The organism is Cellvibrio sp. pealriver (assembly GCF_001183545.1).
Classification (GTDB): domain Bacteria; phylum Pseudomonadota; class Gammaproteobacteria; order Pseudomonadales; family Cellvibrionaceae; genus Cellvibrio.
Genome location: NZ_KQ236688.1, coordinates 2939997 through 2962608 on the forward strand (window position 1 = coordinate 2939997; position 22612 = coordinate 2962608).

General features: G+C 49.5%; 22 protein-coding genes. 9 read left to right on the top strand and 13 right to left on the bottom strand.

What is annotated here, in order from left to right:
- Nucleotides 1-45 precede the first annotated feature (45 nt).
- The 6 genes from ispH to murJ form a co-directional block, all read right to left on the bottom strand.
- On the bottom strand, nt 46-984 hold the full coding sequence (ispH, locus tag VC28_RS12695) for a 4-hydroxy-3-methylbut-2-enyl diphosphate reductase (RefSeq protein WP_049630967.1): 939 nt from the start codon (nt 982-984) through the stop codon (nt 46-48).
- A 2-nt stretch (nt 985-986) separates the two neighbouring features.
- Entirely contained in the window at nt 987-1436 is a 450-nt protein-coding gene (locus tag VC28_RS12700) for an FKBP-type peptidyl-prolyl cis-trans isomerase (protein WP_049630968.1), read from the bottom strand.
- Nucleotides 1429-1986 (bottom strand): signal peptidase II, encoded by a 558-nt coding sequence (gene lspA / locus VC28_RS12705; protein WP_156184328.1) that lies wholly within the window; start codon nt 1984-1986, stop codon nt 1429-1431. Before lspA ends, VC28_RS12700 begins: the two co-directional genes overlap by 8 nt.
- The gene (gene ileS / locus VC28_RS12710; protein ID WP_049630969.1) at nt 1955-4753 is read right to left on the bottom strand and encodes an isoleucine--tRNA ligase; all 2799 of its coding nucleotides are present in this window, start codon (nt 4751-4753) and stop codon (nt 1955-1957) included. The genes lspA and ileS overlap by 32 nt, the downstream gene beginning before the upstream one ends.
- 28 nt (nt 4754-4781) lie before the next feature.
- Nucleotides 4782-5765, bottom strand: coding sequence for a bifunctional riboflavin kinase/FAD synthetase (gene ribF / locus VC28_RS12715; protein ID WP_231591740.1), 984 nt, complete (start codon nt 5763-5765; stop codon nt 4782-4784).
- Between the two features lie 127 nt (nt 5766-5892).
- On the bottom strand, nt 5893-7512 hold the full coding sequence (gene murJ / locus VC28_RS12720; protein ID WP_082191527.1) for a murein biosynthesis integral membrane protein MurJ: 1620 nt from the start codon (nt 7510-7512) through the stop codon (nt 5893-5895).
- A gap of 90 nt (nt 7513-7602) precedes the next feature.
- On the opposite strand from murJ, the gene VC28_RS12725 reads away from it, so the two are divergent.
- From VC28_RS12725 to VC28_RS12740, 3 genes are all read left to right on the top strand, one after another.
- On the top strand, nt 7603-8361 hold the full coding sequence (locus VC28_RS12725) for an MliC family protein (RefSeq protein ID WP_156184329.1): 759 nt from the start codon (nt 7603-7605) through the stop codon (nt 8359-8361).
- Between the two features lie 74 nt (nt 8362-8435).
- On the top strand, nt 8436-8729 hold the full coding sequence (locus VC28_RS12730) for a YebG family protein (protein WP_049630970.1): 294 nt from the start codon (nt 8436-8438) through the stop codon (nt 8727-8729).
- Between the two features lie 451 nt (nt 8730-9180).
- Nucleotides 9181-10077, top strand: coding sequence for a type 2 periplasmic-binding domain-containing protein (locus VC28_RS12740; protein WP_156184330.1), 897 nt, complete (start codon nt 9181-9183; stop codon nt 10075-10077).
- A 64-nt stretch (nt 10078-10141) separates the two neighbouring features.
- Here the strand turns inward: VC28_RS12740 and VC28_RS12745 are convergent, their stop codons facing one another.
- Genes VC28_RS12745 through VC28_RS12765 form a run of 5 tightly spaced genes read right to left on the bottom strand, consistent with a single transcriptional unit; the run spans nt 10142 to nt 13754 of the window.
- Nucleotides 10142-10885 carry an ABC transporter ATP-binding protein gene (locus VC28_RS12745; RefSeq protein ID WP_049630972.1) on the bottom strand — a complete coding sequence of 248 codons (744 nt, stop codon included), beginning with the start codon at nt 10883-10885 and terminating at the stop codon, nt 10142-10144.
- On the bottom strand, nt 10875-11633 hold the full coding sequence (locus VC28_RS12750; protein ID WP_049630973.1) for an ABC transporter permease: 759 nt from the start codon (nt 11631-11633) through the stop codon (nt 10875-10877). Before VC28_RS12750 ends, VC28_RS12745 begins: the two co-directional genes overlap by 11 nt.
- A 37-nt stretch (nt 11634-11670) precedes the next feature.
- Nucleotides 11671-12096 (bottom strand): cupredoxin domain-containing protein, encoded by a 426-nt coding sequence (locus tag VC28_RS12755; protein ID WP_049630974.1) that lies wholly within the window; start codon nt 12094-12096, stop codon nt 11671-11673.
- Nucleotides 12093-12695 (bottom strand): SCO family protein, encoded by a 603-nt coding sequence (locus VC28_RS12760; protein WP_049630975.1) that lies wholly within the window; start codon nt 12693-12695, stop codon nt 12093-12095. The genes VC28_RS12755 and VC28_RS12760 overlap by 4 nt, the downstream gene beginning before the upstream one ends.
- A 15-nt stretch (nt 12696-12710) precedes the next feature.
- Entirely contained in the window at nt 12711-13754 is a 1044-nt protein-coding gene (locus VC28_RS12765; RefSeq protein ID WP_049630976.1) for an ABC transporter substrate-binding protein, read from the bottom strand.
- A 275-nt stretch (nt 13755-14029) separates the two neighbouring features.
- Here VC28_RS12765 and VC28_RS12770 point away from each other — a divergent pair, with 275 nt between their 5' ends.
- From VC28_RS12770 to VC28_RS12780, 3 genes are all read left to right on the top strand, one after another.
- A complete protein-coding gene (locus tag VC28_RS12770; RefSeq protein ID WP_049630977.1) occupies nt 14030-16087 on the top strand; it encodes a TonB-dependent copper receptor in 2058 nt (685 codons plus the stop codon).
- 124 nt (nt 16088-16211) lie between these two features.
- Nucleotides 16212-17468: a glycerophosphodiester phosphodiesterase family protein gene (locus VC28_RS12775; protein WP_049630978.1), complete on the top strand. Its 1257-nt coding sequence runs from the start codon at nt 16212-16214 to the stop codon at nt 17466-17468.
- 116 nt (nt 17469-17584) lie between these two features.
- Nucleotides 17585-17845, top strand: a complete 261-nt coding sequence (locus VC28_RS12780) for a TIGR03643 family protein (protein ID WP_049630979.1) — start codon at nt 17585-17587, stop codon at nt 17843-17845.
- Nucleotides 17846-17862: 17 nt separating this feature from the next.
- Here VC28_RS12780 and VC28_RS12785 read toward each other — a convergent pair whose 3' ends face one another.
- A complete protein-coding gene (locus VC28_RS12785; protein ID WP_049630980.1) occupies nt 17863-19098 on the bottom strand; it encodes a class I SAM-dependent methyltransferase in 1236 nt (411 codons plus the stop codon).
- A gap of 234 nt (nt 19099-19332) precedes the next feature.
- Between VC28_RS12785 and VC28_RS12790 the strand changes: the two genes are divergently transcribed.
- The 3 genes from VC28_RS12790 to VC28_RS12800 are packed head-to-tail and all read left to right on the top strand — an operon-like array spanning nt 19333 to nt 22318.
- Complete coding sequence (locus VC28_RS12790; RefSeq protein ID WP_049632384.1) at nt 19333-19899, top strand: GbsR/MarR family transcriptional regulator; 567 nt, start codon at nt 19333-19335, stop codon at nt 19897-19899.
- An 18-nt stretch (nt 19900-19917) separates the two neighbouring features.
- Nucleotides 19918-21306: a cytochrome ubiquinol oxidase subunit I gene (locus VC28_RS12795; protein ID WP_049630981.1), complete on the top strand. Its 1389-nt coding sequence runs from the start codon at nt 19918-19920 to the stop codon at nt 21304-21306.
- Nucleotides 21299-22318 (top strand): cytochrome d ubiquinol oxidase subunit II, encoded by a 1020-nt coding sequence (locus VC28_RS12800; protein WP_049630982.1) that lies wholly within the window; start codon nt 21299-21301, stop codon nt 22316-22318. The genes VC28_RS12795 and VC28_RS12800 overlap by 8 nt, the downstream gene beginning before the upstream one ends.
- An 11-nt stretch (nt 22319-22329) precedes the next feature.
- On the opposite strand, the gene VC28_RS12805 is transcribed toward VC28_RS12800, so the two are convergent.
- Nucleotides 22330-22539, bottom strand: a complete 210-nt coding sequence (locus tag VC28_RS12805) for a hypothetical protein (RefSeq protein ID WP_049630983.1) — start codon at nt 22537-22539, stop codon at nt 22330-22332.
- Nucleotides 22540-22612: the final 73 nt, after the last annotated feature.

Sequence of the window (22612 nt, forward strand, 5' to 3'; positions counted from 1 at the left end):
ATTGCCAGCACGAACTAAGCGCTAATGTAATTTCCAACTGTATTTTTAAATCCGCAGCGCTTTAGGCAAGGAAAAACTAATATTTTCCGGAGTACCATCCATTTCTATAGGAGCCTGTGCACCGCAGGCTTTTAATTTATCGATCACTTGTTTAACTAAAATTTCCGGCGCTGATGCTCCCGCTGTAATACCAATCGCCGTGCGATTTTGTATCCACTCAGGATTAATATCCTCCGGTCCGTCAATTAAATAACTTTCCGTACCGCAACGCTCTGCCAATTCGCGCAGACGATTTGAATTGGATGAATTTGGGGACCCCACCACTAACACAAGATCGCATTCTAAGGCGAGCTGGCGCACTGCATCCTGGCGATTGGTAGTGGCGTAACAAATGTCGTCGCGACGAGGCCCTTGAATTTTGGGAAATTTATTACGCAGAGCCTCAATCACTTTGGCAGTATCATCCATGGATAAGGTCGTCTGTGTTACATAGGCAATATTTTCCGGGTCATTCACAATCAGCGCATCAACATCTGATTCATCTTCCACCAAATAAATAGCGCCACCATTACTGGTGTTGTACTGCCCCATAGTGCCTTCGACTTCCGGATGCCCTTCGTGACCAATCAGAATACATTCGCGCCCTTCGCGACTGTAACGCGTCACTTCAATATGCACTTTGGTCACTAGAGGACAGGTTGCATCAAACACTTGCAAACCACGCGCCTCTGCTTCCTGACGCACAGCTTGTGATACCCCGTGCGCACTGAAAATTAAAATAACATCATCCGGAACCTGTTCGACCTCATCGACAAAAATGGCTCCGCGCTCGCGCAAAGAATCCACCACAAATTTATTGTGTACAACTTCGTGGCGTACATAGATCGGGGCACCGAACACATCCAGAGCGCGATTTACAATATCAATCGCGCGATCAACGCCAGCACAAAAACCACGGGGATTAGCGAGTTTTATTTGCGTCATGATCAGTGCACCTGAACCGGTTCGATTTTGATAATAGCTACTTCAAATAAAATATCGCGCCCTGCAAGCGGGTGATTAAAATCGACTACAACGACCTCATCATCGAATCGCTGAACTACACCTGGCAACTCTGTTTTTTGCGCATCAGCAAATGACAGCATCAGTCCTTCACTCAACTCCAAGTCAGGGCTGAATTGGCTGCGGGCAATCTCTTGAATATTATTCGGGTTACGCTGGCCAAAACCGTCTTCCGGTTTAATCACCAACGTTTTGTGCTCGCCCTCAAGCATGCCGAACAATGCTTTCTCGAAGCCGGGCAACAAATTACCATCACCCACAGTAAACGTAGCGGGATCGCGCTCAAAATTGGAGTCAACAATATCGCCATTATCTAATTGCAACGCAAAATGCAGGGTAATTTTGGTACCTGGTCCAATTGCCAAATCACGCATTTTTTGAATTCTCTTTACTATTTTCTTTACTGAATAACATATCGATAATCAATACAACAGCGCCTAAACTGATCGCCGAATCAGCAAGATTGAATGCAGGCCAATAATTATCCTGGTAATGCACCACAATAAAGTCCACCACATGCCCCAGCACAATCCGGTCATACAAATTGCCTATAGCGCCACCTAAAATAAACGCCAAAGCAAAAGCTTCACGTGGCTTTTGTTGGACACAGCGCGCTATCCATACACTTAATAGCACGCTAGCCACTAACGCAATCACCGCAAAAAACCAACGCTGCCAACCGCCGGCATCAGCAAGAAAACTAAATGCCGCGCCGGTGTTATAGGCCAAGGTAAAATTGAAAAACGACGTAAACACCAAGGTTTCGCCATACTCAAAGGCGGCTTCAATTGCGTGCTTGCTGGCTTGATCCAAAGCCACAATCACAAGCGCAACGACATACCAAAACCAGGCTTTCTGATAAATTTTCAACGGCAATACCCACTGAGTTTCATTAAGCAAAGTGACGGGATTCACCCGCACCATCAACGTTTTCCACGCAACGCAAACAAATGGTTGGATGCGCGGCGTTAGCACCTACGTCGGCGCGATGATGCCAGCAGCGCTCGCATTTAGCGTGCTCTGATTTTTTCACTGCCACCTGAAGACCGGCAACATCAGTTACCTCGGCTTGCTGGGCCTGAGCCAAGGGGCGAATCTCAGCAGTAGACGTAATCAGAACAAAGCGCAATTCATTGGCGAGTTTTTGTAACTCGCTTTGCAATTTTTCGTCGCAATACAAAATCACTTCCGCGCCCAATGAACCGCCAACCTCACCAGCAGTACGCTTTGCTTCAAGCACTTTATTTACGGCATCTTTGACTTGGGCGATCAAATCCCAGTAGCTGTCAGCAAAGGAATCCGCTGGCATGGCTGGCAATGCGTACCACTCTGCAACAAACACATTGGCTTCGCGCTCGCCGGCAATTTCTTTCCAAATTTCATCGGCGGTGAAACTTAAAATCGGCGCGATCCAGCGCACCATAGCTTCGATCACATGTTGCAATGCCGTCTGTGCCGAGCGGCGCGCCAGTGCATCACCTTTTACGGTGTATTGGCGATCTTTAATAATATCGAGATAGAAACCACCCAATTCCACCACACAGAAGTTGTGTAGCTTTTGGTAGATCAAATGCAATTGGTAGCTGTCGTAGGCAGCGATAATTTCTTGCTGCAACTGCGCCGTTCGCGCCACAATCCAGCGATCCAACTGCAACATATTTTCTGGCGCGACCGCATCTGTCGCCGGATTAAAGCCGGTCAAGTTAGACAAAATAAAACGCGCGGTATTGCGAATACGGCGATAAGAATCAGCGGTGCGTTTTAGAATTTCATCGGACACGCTCATCTCGGTGCTGAAATCCGTTGCCGCGACCCACAGGCGCAATACATCTGCGCCCAAATCATTCACGACTTTTTGCGGCGGAATCACATTGCCAATCGACTTGGACATTTTGCGCCCTTGCGCATCCACCACAAAACCGTGGGTTAATACGGTTTTGTAGGGCGGCACGGCGTGCATCGCCATAGAGGTTTTCAGTGATGACTGGAACCAGCCGCGATGTTGATCTGAACCTTCCAGATATAAATCCGCAGGGAAACGCAAACCGGCGCGCTGGGCGAGTACTGCAAAATGGGTAACGCCGGAATCGAACCAAACATCCAATGTGTCGGTGACTTTTTGGTATTTATCGGCATCGGCACCAAGCAGTTCGGCCGCATCCAATTCAAACCAGGCATCCATCCCGCTTTGCTCAACTTTTTGCGCAACCGCTTCAATCAAACGTGCAGTTTCCGGATGCAATTCTTGTGTTTCTTTATTCACAAACAGCGCGATGGGCACACCCCAAGTACGCTGACGCGAGATACACCAATCTGGTGAAGTAGCAAGCATGGCATCAATCCGCGCCTTACCCCAATCCGGCACCCATTGCACCCCATCAACGGCTTTTGCCACTTGATCACGCAAATTATTTTTGCCCATGCTCACAAACCATTGCGGCGTAGCACGGAAGATTAACGGGGTTTTAGTGCGCCAGCAGTGCGGGAAGCTGTGAGTGATTTTGCCTTGGGCGAGCAGTGCATTTTTTTCAATTAACAAAGCGATGACTTTTTCATCCACTTTGTAAACATGATCGCCCGCAAAAATCTCTACGTTGGGGCGATAGGTGCCGTGATCGTCGATGTAATTGAGTGTGCCGATTCCATATTTCAAACCGACATTAAAGTCGTCGGCACCATGATCCGGTGCGGTGTGCACAAAACCGGTACCGGCATCGGTCGTGACGTGATCGCCAAGAATCACCGGCACCTGACGCGCATAGAAAGGATGTTGCAGCAACAGTTTTTCCAGCGCCGCGCCTTTTACACGACCAACGATTTCATGACTTTCGATTTTTGCACGCGCAAGCACGCTACCAATTAAGGTTTCAGCAACCAGCAGACGTTCGTCACCAACTTGTACCAAGGCGTAATCCACTTCGGCATTGGCAGAAACTGCTTGGTTTGCCGGAAGAGTCCAAGGCGTGGTAGTCCAAATGACTAAGGAAATTTTTCCGCTGCCGCTTAATTCGGAAATGACTTTTTCAATCGCAGCCTGATCGACAAACGCAAATTTTACGTCGATAGAAAAAGAGGTTTTATCTTGATATTCCACTTCCGCTTCAGCCAGTGCAGAACCACCGACCACGCTCCAGTACACAGGTTTAAACCCTTTGTGCAGATGGCCGTTTTCAGCGATTTTGCCGAGCGCGCGAATAATGTCCGCTTCAAATTTGTAATCCATGGTGAGATAGGGTTTGTCCCACTCACCTAAAACCCCCAAGCGTACAAAGTCAGCTTTCTGGCCATCCACTTGTTTGGCGGCGTATTCGCGACATTTGTTGCGGAAGGTTTTTACATCGACTTTATCGCCCGCTTTGCCGATTTTTTTCTCCACGTTGTGCTCAATGGGCAAACCGTGACAATCCCAACCAGGCACATAGGGCGCATCAAAACCGCTCAGGGTTTTGCTTTTGACGATGATGTCTTTAAGAATTTTGTTAACCGCGTGACCGATATGAATATCGCCATTCGCATAGGGTGGGCCGTCGTGCAAAATAAATTGCTCGCGCCCTGCACGCGCTGCACGAATTTGTTGATACAAATCGCTCGCTTGCCATTGTTTGAGCATGTCCGGCTCGCGCTGGGCGAGGTTTGCTTTCATCGCAAAACCGGTGTTGGGCAAATTCAGTGTGGCTTTGTAATCAGTCATGATTCACGGTCAACTTTGTTAACGATAATTAAACAGGGAAGTGTGAGAAAAATTGTCGGGCTTGGGCAATGTCCGTTTGCAATTGCAGTTGCAGCTCTTCCAATGAATTGAATTTTTTTTCATCGCGCAATTTTGAATGAAAAATCACATCGATCATTTCGCCATAGATGGTGCGCGTGAAATCAAACAGGTGTACTTCAAGTAACGGTTTTTTGTCGCCCGTTACTGTTGGGCGAACACCAATATTGGCAACTCCCTGCTGTGTACTGCCATCGCGAAATTTTACCGAGACAGTAAACACACCATGCAGCGGTGAACGATACCGATGCAAATGCACATTCGCCGTAGGCACACCCAATTGGCGACCCAATTGTTGCCCGTAGCCGATGCGTCCGTGAATGCTGTAGGGTTTTCCAAGCAAAATTTCCGCTTGCGCAAAATCGCCTGCTTCAAGCAATTGCCGGATGCGCGTGCTGCTGACACGCTCACCCTTTATTTCCAGAGTACAGGTATCGCTTACATCAAAACCGCGCTCGCTACCGATGCGCTGCAGGAGCGCAAAGTCGCCGCGGCGATCACAGCCAAAGCGAAAATCATCGCCCACAACCAAGTGTTTGATCGCCAAACCATCAAGCAGAACTTTTTGCACAAAAGCTTCGGCAGAAAGGCTGCGCAAGGAGTCGTTAAAGCGTACACAGAGTACGCGCTGGACACCGGCAGCGAGCAGTGCCTGAATTTTATCGCGCAGGCGCATCAATCGTGCAGGTGCTTTATCGCGCGAAAAAAATTCGTGCGGTTGGGGCTCGAATACAATGACCACTGCAGGCAAGTTATGGTGTTTGGCAACATCAATCAGTTGCCGAAGGATGGCCTGATGACCAAGGTGCACGCCATCAAATGAACCGATAGTTGCCACGCAGCCACGGTGCCAGGGGCGCAGGTTGTGTAACCCGCGAATAAACGCATGTGCCGCTGGATTCACTCGTGTACTGACCTCGCCCTGATTTGCCACAGCTCGCCTTGATTTGCCACAAAGTGGCCGGAAAAATCGCCCAAAAAATAAGGCGGGCAGTATACAGGAGCGGCGGCACCTGAGCCTACCCCGTGGAAAATCCGGACAAATGCGCCGGCGGATGAGATTACTGCTGTGCTTTGAAATCCCGCAAACGGACACCAACGGCAAATAACGCCGCTAAATAGACCGCCAACCCCGCCATGCAGACCAACGCCAAACGCAGGATTCGCTCCATCGCACCCCACTCTGCCCACAGGTTCCACACCCAGAGGAACCCAAGCAACACGCCGACCATCGCCAAATTCGCCGCGCCATAGCGCAACCACAGCCTTGGCCAGCTAGCCGCAGGGTGATAAACACCGCCCTTGCGCAAGCCGCGATACAACAAATACGCGTTGACGTAGGCCGCCATTGCGGTGGTGAAGGCGAGCCCCACATGGCCGAGCCCCCAGAGCATAACCAAAGGAACAACCACGATGGGCTTCATCACAATATTGGCAAAGATGGCGATAATTCCGGTGCGCACTGGGGTTTTCATATCCTGCCGCGCAAAATAACCCGGCACCAACACCTTGATCAGCATGAACGCAAACAGCCCTAGCGCGTAGGCTTTGAGGCTGTAGGACGACATCAAAATATCATCCTGTTTCATCTCGCCGTGATAGAACAGCGTGTACAGAATCGGCTCGGCCAGAATGATCAGTGCCAATGTTGCAGGCAGTGCGATGAGCACCACAAAGCGGATCGCCCAATCCAGCATCTGGCTGAATTTTTCGCCCGACTGCGCCGCGCTCAAGCGCGATAAACCGGGCATGATCACCGTCGCAATCGCAACGCCAAACACCCCGAGCGGCAACTCCACTAAACGATCGGAATAGAACAGCCAACTCACTGCACCATCGCCCAACATGGTGGCAATCACCGAATCCAGCAGCAGGTTCAATTGGCTTACGGATACTCCAAACAGCGCCGGTGCCATCAAAACCAAAATGCGCTTTACGCCGGGGTGCGACCAATCCAACTTGGGCGATGGCAACAAATGAATTTGTTTTAAAAACGGCAGCTGGAACAGCAGCGAAAACACACCGGCGGCCACAATACTCCACGCCAATGCATACGCAGGGCTGGAGAAGAAATCCGCCACCAGCAGCGCCGCAGCGATCATAAAAATATTGAGGAAAACCGGAGTGACCGCCGGAATCGCAAAGCGGTCGTAGCTATTTAGAATCGCACCGGCAAATCCCGTCAGGGAGATCAACATCAAATAGGGAAACGTGATGCGCACCAGCTCGACCAGCAGCGAAAACTTTTCTGGCTCATCGGCGTAACCGTAACCAAATACAAAAGCAAAACCGACTGCGCCGACCAACCCCAACAGGGTGAATAACAGGAGCATCGAGCCGAGACAACCGGCGACTTTATCGACCAATTCTTTTACGGCGGCGTGGGAGCCTTTCTCGCGATACTCGGACAACACCGGAATAAACGCCTGGGAAAAAGCACCCTCGGCAAACAAGCGTCGGAAAAAATTGGGAATTTTTTGCGCGATGGCAAAGGCATCCATCGCCCCGCCCGCACCCAGCACATTCGCCAGCACAATGTCGCGCACCAGCCCCAGCACACGCGACACCATGGTCATCGAACCGGTCAGCAAACTGGAGCGCAACAAGCTGCGCGGTTTGGCGGTGACGGTCGAAGGCGGCTGGTCTTTGGAAGGCGGGGTTGGCAACTCGGAATCTGACACGGAACAATCCTGTGCGGATGAAAAGATGCCGCATTATCCACGGCTGATATACTCGGGGACAACACCCGTATCGCACTCAAGGAGAAAGTCATGGTTAAAGTATCACTTGGGCTTGCCGGTTTTATCATCGGCGGCCTCTCGCTTATCGCCTGCGAACAAAAGAGCACCACTATCGAAACCAGTGTCCCACCACCAACTTCCGCACCCAGCAAGCAGATGCACCCCAGCTGGGATGCCGACAACAATGGCGTTAATGATTGCGAGACCAACGGCAGCTGCGACCATAGTATCGACTACACCCAGCCGCGCCCCGCTGCGGTGGCCACGCCCACATTCGATTGTGCAAGCGTCGAGGAAGGTAGCACCGAGCATTTAATCTGCCAGGAACCCGCACTCGCGCAATTGGATAACACCCTCACCAGCATCTATAAGGCCGCCTCCGCAAAAGTGGCACCTGAGCAATCTGCAACCCTCACTGCAGAACAGCGCGGTTGGATCAAAGGACGCAATGATTGCTGGAAAGCAGAGGATAAATTTGCCTGTATCAAAACCCAATACGAGCGCCGCATCGCCGAGCTACAAGCGCGCTATGCATTAGTCGCCGCCAATGGCCCCATCCGCTTCCAGTGCGGGGCGACCGCCGGTGAACTATCGGTAACGTTTTACCAAAGCACCCCGCTGACCTTGATCGCCCAGCGCGATGATGAAGAATCACTTATGTATATTGCTCCCGCCGCCAGTGGCAGCAAGTATGAAGGCCGCACTGAAAGCTTCTGGGAACACCAGGGCGAAGCGCGCGTGACATGGGGTTATGGCACACCTGAATTCACTTGCACCAAAATCCAGTAAAAATCTGTTTGACATTCAACGCACCAAACAATACTGTATATAAAAACAGTAACAACACTTTCGAGGGTTTACCCATGGCAGTAGTCGCCGTATGGCTATGTGATCGGGATGGCAGCATGTTTGAAGATAGAAAAGTCGCAGAAGAGCACGATAAGTATCTGGAGCTGGCCGCCAATATCACTCAATTAATTGAAGACAATATTCCCGGCATCGATGAACAGCACAGCGAAGCCATCGGTATTTTGTTAGCCCAACGCCGCGAGTTATTGGCCAAAGCCTGCAAGGGCAAACCCGATGAATTATTACAGCCTTTCACTTATGAAAAGCCTGTAACCCTGAACAGCAAAACCACCCCCGCCAAGGACTAGGAACACCAGGCAGAGGTAGTTGCTGCAAGTACCGGTTCGCCCACATAGCCGGTACAGCCAATCGCCGCCCACACAGCGATTGGCAACAAACACCTGAATTCACTAAGGGGCAGCTTTGGCAGCCCCAGCGCCTTCAGTGGTTTGTAACGTGTAAGAGTGAGCTTTTTGGATGTGAAGTGACTTCTCCCCAGCGGTGACTTCTCCATCCAACTGGCTCACTTGCTTCCAATGACTCATTACAGACAGGTCGTTCAGCCACACCTGATTTCTGTAATGGGCTGCTTTTGCCACCGCACCTTTCTTTTGGCGACTGCCCTTTTAGGGGGCTGCCGTTAGGGAAACCTCAACGGGTGTGGTGGTTTTTTATCGCCTTCCAGTATTAAAAAGCCCATGCAATTGCACCAAATTCAACTAAAGTAATGGGATTGTATACTAGTGTAGGACTTCACCAATGGCTCATTACCTCCTCGCCGGCTTACGCCGTATTTATCCCGGCCGCATCTGCACATTCACTGTTATCGCCTGCCTGTTTGGATTGTCGTTGCCCGCCCAAGCCAAACCTGTGCGCACAGTGCAAGGCAATAACAGTATCGAAATTTATGCTAAAGGCCTGCTGCAACTTGCGCTCAGCAAGGTGCCAGGAAAATATGCCGTGCAGGAGACCATCCCCAATACCAGCGAAGAGCGCATGGTCAGCATGCTGATCGACAACCAACTGGATGTCGTCTGGTACGCCACGACAAATGATCTGGAGGAGCGCCTGCAACCCATCCGCATCTGTATTTATCGCGGCCTGTTGGGTTATCGCGTTTTGATGATCAAAAAAGGCACCCAACACAAATTCGATGGCATTCAAAATCTGGAGGATTTGAAACGCGTATCGCTCGGTCAGGGGCGTTTTTGGGCAGATACCAACGTACTCACCGCCAACAATCTGAATGTGGTGAAAGTACTGAAATACGAAGGGCTTTTTTACATGCTCGATGGCGACCGTTTTGATGCGTTCCCACGCGGTGCACACGAACCCTGGGCAGAAATGCAACGCCACCCCAAACTGGCGTTGGATGTTGAACAAAACCTGCTGCTGTCCTACACCAATCCTTTTTATTTTTTTGTGAACAAATCCAACACCCAATTAGCGGCAGACATTGAGCGCGGCCTGCGCATAGCTATTGAAGATGGCAGTTTCAACGATTACTTTTTTAATGACCCCACCGTGAAAGACGCGATTGAGAAAACCAATCTGAAAAGCCGCACACTAATTCAATTACAAAACCCCGGGCTTCCGCCCAAGACACCGGTGGATGATAAATCCCTTTGGTTTGATCCCTATGCACTCAACGAGTAGCGCAAGTATTTGCTCAATAATTAATATCTCGACAACCTGAAAAAGTCGGCAATGCGCCGACTTTTTAACACTCAATTCCTAACTCGCGCAAAATATCGTCGCGCAATTTTTGTAGTGCAGGATCGGATAATTTTCGTGGATGCTCAAACGGCACTTCAAAAATCGTTTGGATACTTGCCGGGCGATTGGAAAGCACGACAACACGATTCGCCAGATGCACAGCTTCTTCAACATCGTGAGTAATCAAGATTACCGTATGGCGCTCTTCCTCCAGAATGCGCAACAACTCTGTGCGGATACGCAAACTCATTAACGCATCGAGCGCAGAAAAAGGCTCATCCATGTACAGGATTTCCGGTTTAACGGCGAGTGCGCGCGCAATTTCCGCGCGTTTCAACATACCACCCGACAACTCGCGCGGATAATGTTGCTCAAAACCTTTCAAGCCCACTAAATCCGCATAATGATCGGCAACGGCTGCTTTATCGCTGTGTTCGTCACTTAAACCAAACATCAAGTTTTGTTGCACGGTTAACCAAGGGAAAACCGACCCATATTGGGAAATTAAAATGCCATTGGAGTTGGGGCCTTTGCGCACCACACCGTCAATAGCAATGCTGCCCTCATCGGGCAACATAAATCCGGCGATCATGTTCATCAATGTGGATTTGCCACAACCGGACGGTCCTACAATCGCAATAAATTCGCCATCCGCAATCGTCAGATCAATACCATCGATGACAGTTTTGGTTTCATTGCCAGATGCAAAATGTTTTTTAATATTTTTGATAACAATCTTATCGGTCATAACGCCACCTTACTGATTTATGCCCTTCCATTAGTCGCATCAAGCCGTCCAATAAAAGTCCGATGACGCCAATAATAATCATGCCCGCAATTACCAAGTCATAACGATTACCAGCATTGCGCGAATCCATGATCATGTAACCAAGACCAGAGCGCAGCGCGATCATTTCTGCCGCAACCACGACCAACCAAGCTACACCCAGCGAAATTCGCATACCCACAATTAAATCGGGCAATACTGCTGGAATTACCACTTGCCGATAGAGTTTGTAACGCGACACACCAAAATTTTCAGCGGCATTTAAATAGCGCGGTTCAATGGTGTGAACTCCTGCAGCCGTCTGCACAATCAACGGAAATACCGCAGCGATAAAAATCAAAAATATCGGCGATGCATTACCCACACCAAACCAAAGAATGGCCAACGGAATCCAGGCGATAGGTGAGATGGGGCGCAAAATTTGGAATACCGGATTCAATGTAGCGTAAGCGCTATCAACACGCCCCATCCATAATCCCAATGGGATCGCCGTAACGACGGCTAGTAAAAAACCAGTACCAACACGCATCAGTGATGAGCTGATATGCTCCCATAAGGTTCCATCTTCAATTAATTCCAGCGTTCCGGTTACCACCTGCAATGGTGTCGGAAAAATCACACTGCCGGTTTTGACAACCACTATCCACCAGACTGCAATTAGCGTTGTAATCAACACTACTGGCGGGATTATTTTGTTAAGTTTTATCACAGCAACTACCCTTTTATTATGTAAATTTTTACAACGATTATCGCAGCAAATTTTTCATCCGCCACCGCAAACGATTCCACCCTGGCGTGGGCTCCGGATCCACCACCACACGCATTTGCCCGCTCGCATGGGCGGTACAGGCAAAATCATATTCAGAAGCTAATTCAAACGGCAGCTTGAAACTTTGCCCCGGCATAATCAATGTCGGCCCAAACATTTGCGGCACATCATCCAGATTGCGCAACACTAACAAGTCGCGCACCCCCAGCGCCAAATAAATCTGGTCGGGCAAAATACTGACAGGATTACCTGCCATACGCTGCGCCCATGTACCTTTGGGAATTTCAAAAATTTCTTCGCGGGAATCGTAGCGAACCGGAAAAAAAGCGATCAGCGACACCAACGCAATAACAACACCAAAAACTATCGATAACCAACGCACAGTCCCTTTCGTCAGCGTCATAGTGTTGCCTGTTGCTTTTTAGTTTGCAGCAATATTTTTATGTCATGGGTGATGTCATCTGCGCTTTTTCCAAACGGCACCAGAGCACGCAAGAAACCCTCGCGGTCGATCAAATAAAGATACGAAGAATGGTGCACTTCATAAGTACCGCCATTTTTGTGCACTTCTTTTTTCGCAATAATGCCGTAAGCCTGACGCACAGCCGCCAGCTCGTCAGCCGAACCGGTGACGCCAATAAAATGCGGATTAAAATTGGCAAGATATTCACGCAGGCGCGCCGGTGTATCGCGCTCGGGATCGACCGTCACATACACCACTTGCACCTGATCCGCGAGGGCTCCGAGATGTTTAGCGGTTTGCGCAAGGTTGGCAAGCGTCATAGGGCAAACATTCGGGCAATGGCTGAAACCAAAACCCAATACAATTAATTTGCCGCGCTGTTCGCTGAGTGTGAATAGATTATCGCGGGAACTCGCCAAGGAAAAATCCGGTGCCATGCGTGGCGGTTCAAACACGCCAGACTTTAAAGTCGCATTATCGGCAACAGCATTGTTTGCGATAGCAAAACAAAACACACTCATCAGGATTAATCGAATCATTTTAAAATCCTGATACTAAACCGTGATCGCAACAGACTTGGCGTTATTGACGAAGGTTTCATCCACATAACTTTCAAACGCAACCGGCTTGGTCAGCGTACCCGCGGCAATCGACAGCTCCATCAGTTCATTGAACTCATCTTTGATCATGCGCATATCGCCGTAGGTCACACGGTCTTCCGGGTTTTCCATTACAAAGCGAATGATATTGGGATCCTGATTGAAAAATTGTCGGCCAGCGGCAATCTGTACCGCCTTCTCGCGGTTCACCATTCCCTGATCCAACCAGGCCCCCGCACTCATCACATGGTTAACCAGATCCTGCACAACTTCCGGTTGCGATTGAATCAACTCTTCGCGCACGGTGAGTACGCAGCAGATGTAATTGCGCCACTCGTCGCGTGTCATCCGCAATGGGCGCGCGTAACCGGCCTTTTGTGCCGCAGCACCGAAGGGTTCGCCGGTACAGTAAGCATCCACCGCATTGGCATAGAGTGCAGCGGGCATATCCGGCGGCGGCATTTCAACAATTTCAATATCAGTGTGGGTCATGCCCTCTTGCGCCAGCATTTTGCGCAAGAATAAAAAATCCACCGCAAACCGGCTCGGGATCGCAATGCGTTTGCCTTTCAATTGGCTGAAGTTTTGATAGTCGGAATCGGTGCGCACCATAATCACTGCACCAGACCTGTGCCCCAAGGAGACAACCTTGAGCGGGATTTGCTTGGTAGTGAGATCCATCACCAAAGGAGCCAGCATATATGCTGCCTGAATGCGGCCGGTCATCAGCGATTCTTTGATCTCTGGCCATCCGCTGTATTTACTGTACTGAAAACCAATCCCCTGGGGATTGGTTTGTACGCCAGCCAGTGAATGGGCGGCACAGGCAACGGGCAGAGTCAGGTTGCAGGTGACGGGTAAACCACCCACTACCAGTAATTTGCTGTCTTCGGCCGGGGAACAGGATGCCAAACCAAAAGGCAGTGAGGCGGCAGCCATGCCCTTTAGCAATTGGCGGCGCTGACGGAAATAAGCAGCCTGAGGGTCGTTGGTGTTCATGTAATACCTTTGCGCGATGCTGTCACGCTAATCAACAAAAAAATTCACGTGAGTATTAAGCATCCTCTTTAGGTCGTCCAGAGAACCTCCATAGATAAAACCTATGGCATTTGCGCAAGTATTATCCTGCTCAACCACCGCCTGTTTGCACCAAAATCGCCCTAAATTACATAGTCAAAATCTATGGGATCTTGATTGCGAGTCTTTGGACCCCTCATCTATAACGCCACCCCTTTAATCCGTCCTTTATTTTTAACAATAAGATCGAGAACATCATGATTGCCAAACCGCGATTAATTAGCCTGGCCATTTGCACGCTGCTTACCCCTTGGGTGCACGCCGATACCAAAACCAAAAATGACACCATTACCGAAGAAATGGTCATCACCGGCGTAAAAACCGAAACACCACTCACCATAGAAACCGACCCCAAAGCCCCGCGCCAACCGCTGCCTGCACAAGACGGGGCGGATTATCTGAAAACCATCCCGGGCTTTTCGGTGATCCGCAAGGGCGGCACCAGCGGTGACCCAGTCTTTCGCGGTATGGCCGGTTCGCGCCTTTCGCTGCTGCTGGATGGCGATCTGGTCTTGGGTGGCTGCGGCAGCCGTATGGATCCACCGACCGCCTATGTATTTCCTGAAACCTATGACCGCATTCGTTTGGTCAAAGGCCCGCAAACGGTTATCCACGGCCCCGGCAATTCCGCCGGTGTCGTTCTATTTGAGCGCGACCGCGAACGACTGGCCGAATCCGGTTGGAAATTCCATAGCAGCTTGTTAGGGGGCAGTTTTGGACGGGACGATGAAGTGATCGATCTGCAAGGCGGAACACCGGACTTTTACCTGCGCGGCATGGCCAGCCATTCACAGCAAGACAACTATGAAGATGGCGATGGCAACGAAGTCCATTCGCAATACGACCGCTGGAACACCAATCTCGCCCTGGGCTGGACACCCAGCGACGATGTGACTGTCGAAATCAACGGCAGCCGCAGTGATGCCGAAGCGGCCTATGCCGATAGGAGCATGGACGGTTCACAGTTCGCGCGCGACAACATCAGCGCAAAAGTCATCGTAAAAAATCTGAGCCCGGTTTGGAAAAAACTGGAGACGCAGGTTTACTACAACTATGTCGATCACGTGATGGATAACTACTCCCTGCGCAAGCTGACGGGCATGACCGCCATGCAAATGGCCTCCAACCCGGATCGCCAGACAGAAGGCGCGCGGGTGTTGGCAACGCTCAACCCAATCTCGTCCGCCGAGCTGATCATCGGTGCCGATACCCAAACCAATGACCACACCAACCGCTCCACCTCCAACCAGATGATGATGCCCTATCAGGATATGCCGCGTGTTGGCGATGCCCACTTCGAACAACTTGGTATCTTTGGTGAGTGGACACAAACCCTGACCGGACAACAGCGCGTCATTGGCGGACTCCGCTTAGATGACTGGAGCGCAGAAGACCAGCGCGCAGCCACCCGCATGATTGGCAACATGCAATACACCAATCCCACCGCAGGCAAAGAGCGCAATGAAAATTTATCCAGCGGCTTCTTGCGCTACGAAAAAGATGTGCACCCCATTACCCTGTATACCGGTATTGGCCACAGCGAACGCTTCCCTGATTATTGGGAGCTAATCAGCAAAGAGTCGCTCGATTCCATCAGCGCATTTAATTCCAAACCGGAAGAGACCACACAGCTGGATATAGGCGCGATTTATACTCAACATAAATTGAAAAGCAGTGTGTCGGTGTTTTACAGCGAAATTGATAATTACCTGCTGATCCAGTCGCGCGTGAACAAACCGGTAGGGGCAACAGGTTCGAGAGTCGCCACCGTCACCCGCAACGTCGATGCCAGCACCTGGGGCTTGGAAGCCGACATCAGCTATGCAATCACCGACAGTTGGCGCACAGAGGCATCATTGGCCAGCACGCGCGGCACCAATGAAACCGACGATACCCACTTATCGCAAATCCCACCACTGGAGCTTCGCCTCGGTCTCAACTACACCAACCCCACCTGGTCTGCCGGTGTGTTCTGGCGCGTGGCAGATGACCAAACACGGGTAGACATCAACAAAGGTAACATCGCCGGACAAGACATAGGTGCCAGCGATGGCTTTAATGTACTGTCCTTCAATGCCGGTTGGCGCGCACATAAAAATCTGTTGATCACCAGCGGTATTGATAACCTGCTCAACGAAACTTATGCGGAGCACATCAGTAAAGCAGGAGCGATGATTGCGGGTTACGACCAAACAACGCGCATCAATGAACCGGGAAGAACTTACTGGTTGAAAGCACAACTGAGTTTTGAATAAAAAAGAGAACGGCGACACAAAATCCCGTTCCGTCACCAATCGGTCATCAAACCAGAAAATAACCTTCACAAAACACGGCTAGGGTGGCAGTGCAATTCCACCCTAGCCCCAAGGAGGTTTCCCCATGCTACGCCAGGTTCATCTCACCGCCGGCCTATTGGCCTTGCTTGTTGCCATCCCCTTTAGTGCCTGCGCACACAGCGATAAAGCACAACATCATCATTACGACGACGATAAAAATCCACGCATCCAACTGGGGCCGCGCCCATTCTTTTTAGTGGATGACATGGACGAAAGTGCGCTGAAAAAGAAATTACAAAGCTGCGTGAATAACCCGGTTAAAAAAACCAACTTCTCGATTGGCCATCGCGGTGCGCCGTTGCAATTTCCCGAACACACCAAAGAATCCTACGAAGCAGCCGCAAAAATGGGAGCAGGGATTTTAGAGTGCGATGTCACTTTCACCAAAGATAAACAACTGGTGTGCCGCCACTCACAATGCGACCTTCACACCACCACCAATATCCTCGCCACGCCACTCGCGAGCAAATGCAGCCAGAATTTTTCGCCGTTTGATCCTGTCAGTGGCAAAGCAGCGGGTGCCAATTGTTGCACCAGCGATATCACCCTCGCCGAATTTAAAACCCTGCAAGGCAAAATGGATGCATTCAACCCCAAAGCCACTAGCGTCGATGAATATTTAAAAGGCACTGCCAATTGGCGCACCGACTTGTATGCCAATAGAGGCACACTGCTGACACACGCCGAGAGCATCCAGCTGTTCAAAAAGCTCGGGGTAAAAATGACGCCCGAATTAAAATCGGCCAGCGTATCCATGCCCTTTGAAGGCACCTACACCCAGGCTATGTATGCACAACAAATGATTAACGAATACAAAGCCGCCGGTGTAAAACCGCGCGATGTCTGGCCACAATCATTTGATATACAGGATGTTCGTTACTGGATTAAAAACGAGCCGGAATTTGGCAAGCAAGCTGTATATCTGGATGATGCTAACACTATCGCCGACGTGCCTACCGCGGCCGATTTACAACTCTACGCCGATGAGGGCTTTAACATAGTCGCCCCACCCATTTGGGTTTTGCTCGCGCTCGACAACAACAATAAAATCATTCCATCGGAATATGCGCGCAATGCAAAAAAAGCCGGATTAAAAATCATCACCTGGTCATTTGAACGCTCAGGCCCATTAAAAAATGGCGGTGGTTGGTATTACCAAACCATCAATCCAGCAATTAACAATGATGGCGATATGATGAATGCCTTACACGTACTGGCAAAAGATGTCGGCGTAATCGGAATTTTCTCTGACTGGCCCGCCAGCGTGAGTTATTACGCGAGCTGCATGGATTTGAAATAACAACACACTGTGCACAATAAAAAATCCCGGTCAGGGCAATGGCCGGGATTTTTTATGTTACTCAAATGATCTGCATCGCCACTGCAACGTAATAACCTGAATTTACAGGTGACGTTATGCAAACAAATATCGCTTTTTCCGCTGCCGATATCTCGCGCATTATTGAAATGGCGTGGGAAGATCGCACCCCCTTTGAAGCAATCGAAACGCTGTACGGTTTAGGTGAACCCGATGTGCGCTTACTGATGCGCAAAGAGCTCAAACCGTCATCGTTCCGCTTATGGCGCGCTCGCGTGAGTGGCAGGAAAACCAAACATCTTTATCTGCGCTCACCGGACGTTACCCGCGGCTACTGCCCCACACAATACAAACGCTGATACACACTCGTGCCCGGTTAATCCTGCAGCAAAGTCTCCAGACAATGTTCCTGAATGCCATAAAAATCTTTAATCGCCGCAATCTGTTGCAAAATATCGGAATTGTCGCGCGGGGTTTTATGTGATGAAGAGCTGCGTTTTTGCGCAAGGATCATTTTATTTTTACTGGTATGTTCGAGTGAAATAAATTCAAACACTTTGGTGTCGTAACCATGTGCCTCCAGTAATAGCGCGCGCAGGCCATCGGTAATCATTTCAGCTTCTTGCCCCAAATGAATTCCATGTTGTAAAACCGGTGCAAGCAGCGCGGGGCTTTTCATTTGCGGGCGAATCTGTTTATGGCAACAGGGCGAACACATAATAATCTCTGCACCGGTACGAATACCCATATTGAGCGCGTAGTCAGTCGCCGTATCGCACGCATGCAAGGCGATCATAATATTGATGTTTTGCGCCGAAAAATGTTGCACATCGCCCTGCTCAAATTTAATGCCCGCAAGCGATAACCGCTGCGCCGTCTGGTTACATAAATCGACCAAATTCTGGCGCAACTCAACACCCGTCACTTGCGTTTTTACTTGCATGTTCGCCGTCAAATAATCATGCACAGCAAACGTTAAATAAGCTTTGCCGGAGCCGAAATCGGCGATATGCAACTCTTCACGTTTATCCAAACCGGTTTGCTGGATTGCAAGCGACAACACTTCAATAAATTTATTAATCTGCTTCCACTTGCGCGACATTGCCGGAATGACCTGCCCCTGGGCATCCGTAATCCCCAGTTCGCGCAAATAAGGGCGGCTCTGATCCACATAGCGCAGCTTGGTGCGATTGTGCGCTAATTCCGGCTGCACTTTTTTACCATCACCTGCCGCAGAATCGTCAACCGGCGCTGAACTTTTGTTGCGATTTTTATTGACGAGTACTTTGCCTTTTTTGCTAAAACTCAACTGTATTTCCCACTCATCAGTAATCATATGCGCATTATGGAAAGCACTACCCAACCACTGCTGTAATTGCGCAATCGCCTCGTTAAGCGTGAAATTTTTGGTCACATGGTTGGTGCGATATTCATAGAGAAACGACAGCAACTTTTGCTCTTTAATCTGCACCGGGCGGATGGTAATGCGGTTTAAATCAGCCTCGTCACCTTTGTATTTGGACAGCACCAAACGCTGCAAGCGCCCCCCCTCAAACGCCTGTGCACAGTCATTAAAAAAATTAGCCAATTCGGCAACGGGCTTATCCGACATGCAACATCTCTCTCTATAACCAACCAATTGATTATCCGGAACGCCGGATCACAAGGTGCCTATATTACCCCTTTGTCACACTATCCACCCCATTGCCAGCCCGCACACCACCGGCCATCTGCAATGCAGACACTATCAGCGCAACCAACTGATCAGAATTCACCCAAATTTAACTTGACCTACATCAAACAATTCTGTAATTTCAGTAATTACAGAAAATTGAGAAATGAAAACATGCCAGAAAACCTCACACCAATGATCCAATCCTGCATCCTTCACTTTGGCGAGATGGGTAGCCGCTGGGGGATCAACCGCACCGTCGGGCAGATGTATGCGCTCTTGGTGCTGAGCAAAGAGCCCTTATGTGCAGACGACATCACCGAAGCGCTCGGTATTTCGCGCTCCAACGTCAGTATGGGCCTCAAAGAGTTGATGTCATGGGAGTTGGTCAAACTGCAGCATCGCCCGGGTGAGCGCAAAGAGTTTTACTCTGCGCCGGGCGATGTGTGGGATATCGCCAAAACCTTGATTGAACAACGCCGCAAGCGCGAGATAGATCCAACACTGTCCACCCTGCGCAATTTGTTAATTGAAACACCGGCAAACGATGCGGAAATTTACGCGCAACAACGCATGCGCGAAATGCATGAGCTGATTGAAATGCTCACGCTCTGGACACAGGAAATCCAACGGCTGGATTCCGCACAGTTGGGCAAATTGCTCAAACTCGGCAACAGCATTGGCAAAGTATTGGATATGAAAGATCGCCTACTCGGCGGTAAAAAAGAATCTGCGAAATAAATTTTATCGAGGTAAATCATGCTCGACCCCAGCGCTCTAGACACACTCCTTCTGTCCCGCATTCAGTTTGCTGCCAACATTTCATTCCACATTTTATTTCCTTCCATTTCTATCGCCCTCTGTTGGTTCCTGGTGTATTTCAAAATACGCTACAACGGTGAAGGCGATGATGTCTGGATGCGCGCGTATCGATTTTGGGTAAAAGTATTTGCACTGACCTTTGCACTCGGCGTGGTGAGCGGCATCACTATGAGTTTCCAATTCGGCACCAACTGGCCGGGCTACATGGAAACGGTGGGCAATATTGCAGGCCCCTTACTCGGGTACGAAGTGCTCACCGCATTTTTTCTGGAAGCCACATTTTTAGGCATCATGCTATTCGGCATCAATAAAGTCTCCAACCGCATGCACACCATTGCGACATTGCTGGTCGCCTTCGGCACCACTATGTCTGCGTTTTGGATTATTGCACTCAATAGTTGGATGCAAACACCAACCGGTTTTGAAATGCGCGATGGCAAAGCTTATCCGCTCGACTGGCTGGCGATTATTTTTAATCCGTCCATGCCCTATCGCCTTGCGCACATGTTAATTGCATCGGGTTTAACCGCCGCATTTTTAATTGCGGGTTTATCCGCGTACCGTATTTTAAAAGGCGACCACAAACCTGCACCGCGGCTTGCGTTAAAAACCGCTGTCATCGCCGCTGCGATTTTAATTCCCATACAAATTTTTTTAGGCGACCTGCACGGACTTAATTCCCTGAAATACCAACCGGCAAAAATCGCTGCGGTAGAAGCGGTATGGCACACCGAAAAAGGCGCGCCCCTGGTGTTGTTTGCCATTCCCGATAAAGAAAGCCAAAGCAACCAATATTCAATTGAAATTCCCAAATTGGCCAGCTTGATATTAACGCACGAAGTCGACGGCGAAATAAAAGGCCTCAACGAATTCCCCAACGCGCATCCACCTATCGCGCCCATGTTTTATGGTTTCCGCATTATGGTGGGCGTGGGCATGTTGATGCTGTTGGCATCATGGTGGGGCTGCTGGAGCTATTGGCGCAAAAAAGAAATATCGCCACTGCAATTAAAAATATTTGTTGCAATGACCTTCTCTGGTTGGATCGCCACGCTTGCGGGCTGGTATGTCACCGAGATTGGCCGTCAACCCTGGTTAGTCACCGGAGTGCTTGCAACTGCCGATGCCGTTACCAAAACACCGGCATCCAACGTAGGCACCTCACTTGCAATTTATCTCACACTGTATGTTGTCCTGCTGATTGCTTACATCCGCACATTATTTTTGATGGCGAAAAAATCCGTACTGGTTGATCGCCCGGAAGAAGTGCAAACCTTGCAAGAACAATTGATCGAGAAAAATTTACCGGGAGTACAACATGACTGATATCAGCACATTATCCGGTGAGGCGTTTTGGCTGCCGATTATTTTTATCGGCTTGATGGGGCTCGCTTTTTTTGTTTACGCGATTCTCGACGGCTACGATTTAGGTGTAGGTATTTTGTTACCCAATGATTCCGAAGCACAGCGCGATGCAATGATCGCCAGTATCGGCCCGTTTTGGGATGCAAATGAAACCTGGCTGGTACTTGGCATCGGCATTCTGTTAATCGCCTTTCCACTCGCGCACAGTCAAATCCTGTTTCATTTATATATTCCCATCACCATCATGCTTGCAGGTTTGATACTGCGCGGAGTTGCGTTTGACTTTCGTGCAAAATCACCAGAAGACCATAAAAAATTATGGGACATGACCTTCAAGGCAGGCTCACTGCTGGCCACCTTATCGCAAGGTTTTATGCTCGGTCTCTATGTAATGGAGTTTGAACAAACACTCATCGCCTATGCGTTCGCTGCCCTTAGCGCAATCTGCGTCACCGCAGGCTATACCTTTATCGGTGCTGCATGGTTGGTATTAAAAACCGAAGGAGAACTGCAAAAACGCGCCGCATGGTGGGCACGTTTATGTTGTTGGCTGATGGGGTTAGGTTTGGTTGCCGTATCAATCGTCAATCCATTCGTCAGCGACTTGATTTTCAATAAATGGTTCGGCAATCCACTGGTCATGATTTTGTGGGTGATCCCATTTTTTTGTTTTGTATTGCTCTTCGCAGTAGACCGTTATTTAAAACACTTCCCCTACGCAAATGACATGGGCTGCTGGATTCCCTTTGCCTGCGCCACCATGATTTTTCTGTTGAGCTTTATCGGGCTTGCCTACAGCTTTTATCCCTATGTAGTCCCCAACCAACTCGATATATGGGAAGCCGCAAGCGCACCGGAATCGTTAAAATTTATTTTGGTAGGCGCAGTCATCGTATTACCAACCATCATCCTCTACACAATATTCTCTTATCGGGTATTTAGAGGAAAGGCAACACAATTGAAATATTACTAGTGCGGTATTTTTTACGCCGCCAGACAGGGAAGTTCAACAATCATCTCTACATAATTTATTTTTTTGGCTTTGCCATAAATACAAACGGCAAAGCCAAAGGACCAAATATCGCCCCCCATTACAACCCAAAATGGCACAGCCGCGTTGCGTTTTTTAGCAACTGAATAGCAAATTACTGCACAGATAATTGGTATCAGTATAAAAACAATAATTGAACCCATAACCCGCCCCCACAATTAAGATTTGTGCCCAGAATCAAAGCATTTCCATTTTGGTCTTTACCACAGTCGCTTA